Source organism: Streptomyces sp. B1866 (assembly GCF_031932565.1).
Classification (GTDB): domain Bacteria; phylum Actinomycetota; class Actinomycetes; order Streptomycetales; family Streptomycetaceae; genus Streptomyces.
Genome location: NZ_JAVSCF010000402.1, coordinates 1 through 3,489, shown reverse-complemented (window position 1 = coordinate 3,489; position 3,489 = coordinate 1). Strand labels below are relative to the sequence as shown.

Here is a 3,489-nt window from a genome sequence, read left to right as displayed (position 1 = left end):
CGGGGCGCCCGCGGCCAGGGCCGACCTGCGGGTGCTGCTGGCCCGGCACGCCGGCGCGCGCGTGACCCTCGCCGAGCCGGGCGCACCGGTGCTGCTCGACGCCGCGGACGCGGCCGAGTTGGCCGCCGCCGTGGGCGCCGCCCTGGACAATGTGCGGGTGCACGCGGGCCCGGACGCCCGCGCGTGGATTCTGGTCGAGGACGAGCCGGAGGCGGTGACGGTGACCGTGCGGGACGACGGGCCCGGCATCCCCGAGGGCCGGCTCGCGGCAGCGGAGCGCGAGGGCCGCCTCGGCGTGGCCCTGTCGATCCGCGGCAGGCTGCGGGAGCTGGGCGGCAGCGCCGCGTGGACGTCCGTGCCCGGCCAGGGCACGGAGGTGGAGCTGACGGTGCCGCGGGGCGGAAGGACGGCGGAATGACCGTACGGGACGGCGGCCGTGACGGATCGGCGGATACGGCGCGTACGGCGGGCGCGACGCGCGCGGCCGGGGCGGCGGGCGGGCCGGGCGAGGCCGCGGCGGCGGTCCGCGTGATGGTGGTGGACGACCACCCCATGTGGCGCGACGCGGTGGCCCGCGACCTGTCGGAGGCCGGGTTCGACGTGGTGGCCACGGCCGGCGACGGGCCGCAGGCGGTGCGCCGCGCCCGCGCGGTGGTCCCCGACGTGCTCGTGCTCGACCTCAACCTGCCCGGCCTGCCCGGCGTCGAGGTGTGCCGCCAACTGGCGGGCGCCGACCCGTCCCTGCGGGTGCTGGTGCTCTCCGCGAGCGGCGAGCACGCCGACGTGCTGGAGGCGGTCAAGTCCGGTGCCACCGGCTACCTGGTGAAGTCGGCGAGCACCGAGGAACTGCTGGACGCGGTGGGCCGTACGGCGCACGGCGAGCCGGTGTTCACGCCGGGACTCGCCGGCCTGGTGCTCGGCGAGTACCGGCGGCTGGCGAGCGAGCCCGCCCCGGCGGCGTCGGGCGAGCCGGACGCGCCGCGGCTGACCGAGCGGGAGACGGAGGTGCTGCGGCTGGTGGCCAAGGGCCTGTCGTACAAGCAGATAGCCGAGCGCCTGGTCATCTCCCACCGCACCGTCCAGAACCACGTGCAGAACACCCTGGGCAAGCTCCAGCTCCACAACCGCGTGGAGCTGGTGCGGTACGCGATCGAACGCGGCCTGGACGACGGAGCCTGACCCTCACCCAGCGAGAACCCGACCTCTGGCCGGCGAAAAGCGGCGCCCCGCGCGGGGCGCCGCTTTTCGCGTCCGGGGGACGGCAGCCTCGCGTGCCGGAGGCCGCTCGTACGGGTGAAACGTTCCCTCTGTTCCGGCGCCAACCGCCGCGCGGCCCCGGTGGAATGCACCGTTCGGCGTATCCCGCACGCCCTTGTCCCGCCAGTAGCGTTGCGGTCAGAAACGGGTCATGAGCGGGGGAATACGGTAAAAAGCGCTGGAATGCCAGTAAATACAGATGATCTGGCGGGAATCGCGCGGCACGCGCGAGAAGGGACACGTGATGCGGGTCGGAGTGCTGACCGGCGGCGGCGACTGCCCCGGGCTCAACGCGGTCATCCGCGCCATCGTCCGCAAGGGCACGCAGAACTACGGCTACGACTTCGTCGGCTTCCGGGAGGGCTGGCGCGGCGCGCTGGAAGGCGACACGACGCACCTCGACGTGCGCGCGGTGCGCGGCATCCTGCCGCGCGGCGGCACCATCCTCGGCTCCTCGCGCACCAACCCCTTCGGCAGCGCCGACGGCGTCCGCCGCATCCGGGACAACCTCGCCAAGCACGAGGCGCGGGCGCTGGTGGCGATCGGCGGCGAGGACACCCTGGGCGTGGCCTCCCGGCTGCACGAGGAGTACGGCATCCCGTGCGTCGGCGTGCCCAAGACCATCGACAACGACCTGTCGGCCACCGACTACACCTTCGGCTTCGACACCGCCGTCAACATCGCCACCGAGGCCATCGACCGCCTGCACACCACCGCCGAGTCGCACATGCGCGTCCTGGTCGTGGAGGTGATGGGCCGGCACGCCGGATGGATCGCGCTGCACGCCGGGCTCGCCGGCGGCGCCAACGCCATCCTCATCCCCGAGCAGCGCTTCGACCTCGACCAGGTCTGCGAGTGGGTCGAGTCCCGCTTCAAGACCCGGTACGCGCCGATCGTGGTCGTCGCCGAGGGCGCCAGCCCCAAGGGCGGCGAGGCGGTGCTCAAGGACGACTCGCTGGACTCCTTCGGCCACGTCCGGCTGTCCGGGGTCGGCGAGTGGCTCGCCAAGCAGATCGAGCGGCGCACGGGCAAGGAGGCCCGTACCACCGTGCTCGGGCACATCCAGCGCGGCGGCACGCCCAGCGCCTTCGACCGCTGGCTGGCCACCCGCTTCGGCCTGCACGCCATCGACGCGGTGTACGACGGGGACTTCGGCACGATGGTGGCGCTGCGCGGCACGGACATCGTCCGGGTCCCGTTGAGCGAGGCCACCGCGAAGCTGAAGACGGTCGACCCGGGGCTGTACGCGGAGGCGGGCGTCTTCTTCGGATGACAGATATTGAAATCTGTCATCCGCATCTGTTATCTGCCGCCTGTCGCCTGATGACTGTCATCTGTCAGTTGCCACCTGACGTCCGACATGCGGGCGGCGGCCGGGGCCCGGCGGGCCGTCCGGGCGCGGGCTGTACGGGCGTGTCACGCCGCCCGTACGGCCCGCCGGACCCCGGCAGCGCACCCGCCGCCCCGGTCAGCCCGCCGCGCCCACCAGCACCGCCGCCAGCAGTTCGGCGGTGATCGTCGCGCCGTTCATGGTGAGCACCGACTCGGGGTGGAACTGCAGGCCCGCGAAGCCGGGTCCGCGCAGCGCGTGCACGTCCCCGGTGGCCGGGTCCCGGCTGAGCGCCACCTCGCGCGTGGCGAGCCGCGCGGCCGCCGCGTCGTCGCAGCGGGCGGTGAAGGTGCTGTAGAAGCCGACGGTCTCGGGCCGGCCGAAGAAGTCGATCCGCTCCTGGGCGCCCTGGAACGGCACGGCCTTGCGCACGATCGGCAGGCCCAGCTCGGCCGCGATCAGCTCGTGCCCCAGGCACACGCCGAGCAGGCCGTACCGGTGCCCGGCCAGCAGGCGCCCGGTCAGCTCGCGCAGGAACCGCATGCGCGGGTCGGCCGGGTCCGACGGGTCGCCGGGCCCGGGGCCGAGCACCACCGGGCCGCGGTGCGCGAGCGCCGCCTCGCGTGCGCCCGGCGCGTCGAACCGCCGGACGGTGACGGTCAGGCCGTGCGCCCGCAGCATGTGGGCGAGCATGGCCGTGAAGGTGTCCTCGGCGTCGACCACCAGGACGTGGCCCGCCAGCGGCCCGCGGCGCTCCGGGACGGTCCGCAGCCGCACCCAGAACGGCGCGAGGTCCGCGCGCCGGGCGTCCAGCGCCGCCCGCACGCGCGGGTCGTCGGCCAGCCGCGGGCGGCCGGACGGGTCCGTGAGCGCGGCACCCTCGGGCGCGCCGCTCCGGGCGG

3 protein-coding genes and 1 pseudogene are annotated in these 3,489 nt (G+C 74.8%); 3 read left to right on the top strand and 1 reads right to left on the bottom strand.

Annotated elements, in window-relative coordinates; genetic code table 11:
* From RKE29_RS28715 to RKE29_RS28705, 3 genes are all read left to right on the top strand, one after another.
* The coding region (locus RKE29_RS28715) for an ATP-binding protein (protein WP_312008629.1) at positions 1–418 on the top strand (418 nt) is incomplete at its 5' end.
* A gap of 113 nt (positions 419–531) precedes the next feature.
* Positions 532–1,179 carry a response regulator transcription factor gene (locus RKE29_RS28710; protein WP_312008630.1) on the top strand — a complete coding sequence of 216 codons (648 nt, stop codon included), beginning with the start codon at positions 532–534 and terminating at the stop codon, positions 1,177–1,179.
* Between the two features lie 322 nt (positions 1,180–1,501).
* Positions 1,502–2,530 (top strand): 6-phosphofructokinase, encoded by a 1,029-nt coding sequence (locus tag RKE29_RS28705; RefSeq protein ID WP_312008628.1) that lies wholly within the window; start codon positions 1,502–1,504, stop codon positions 2,528–2,530.
* Between the two features lie 195 nt (positions 2,531–2,725).
* Here RKE29_RS28705 and RKE29_RS28700 read toward each other — a convergent pair.
* Positions 2,726–3,489: pseudogene (locus tag RKE29_RS28700) on the bottom strand (aminodeoxychorismate/anthranilate synthase component II); the annotation flags it as partial.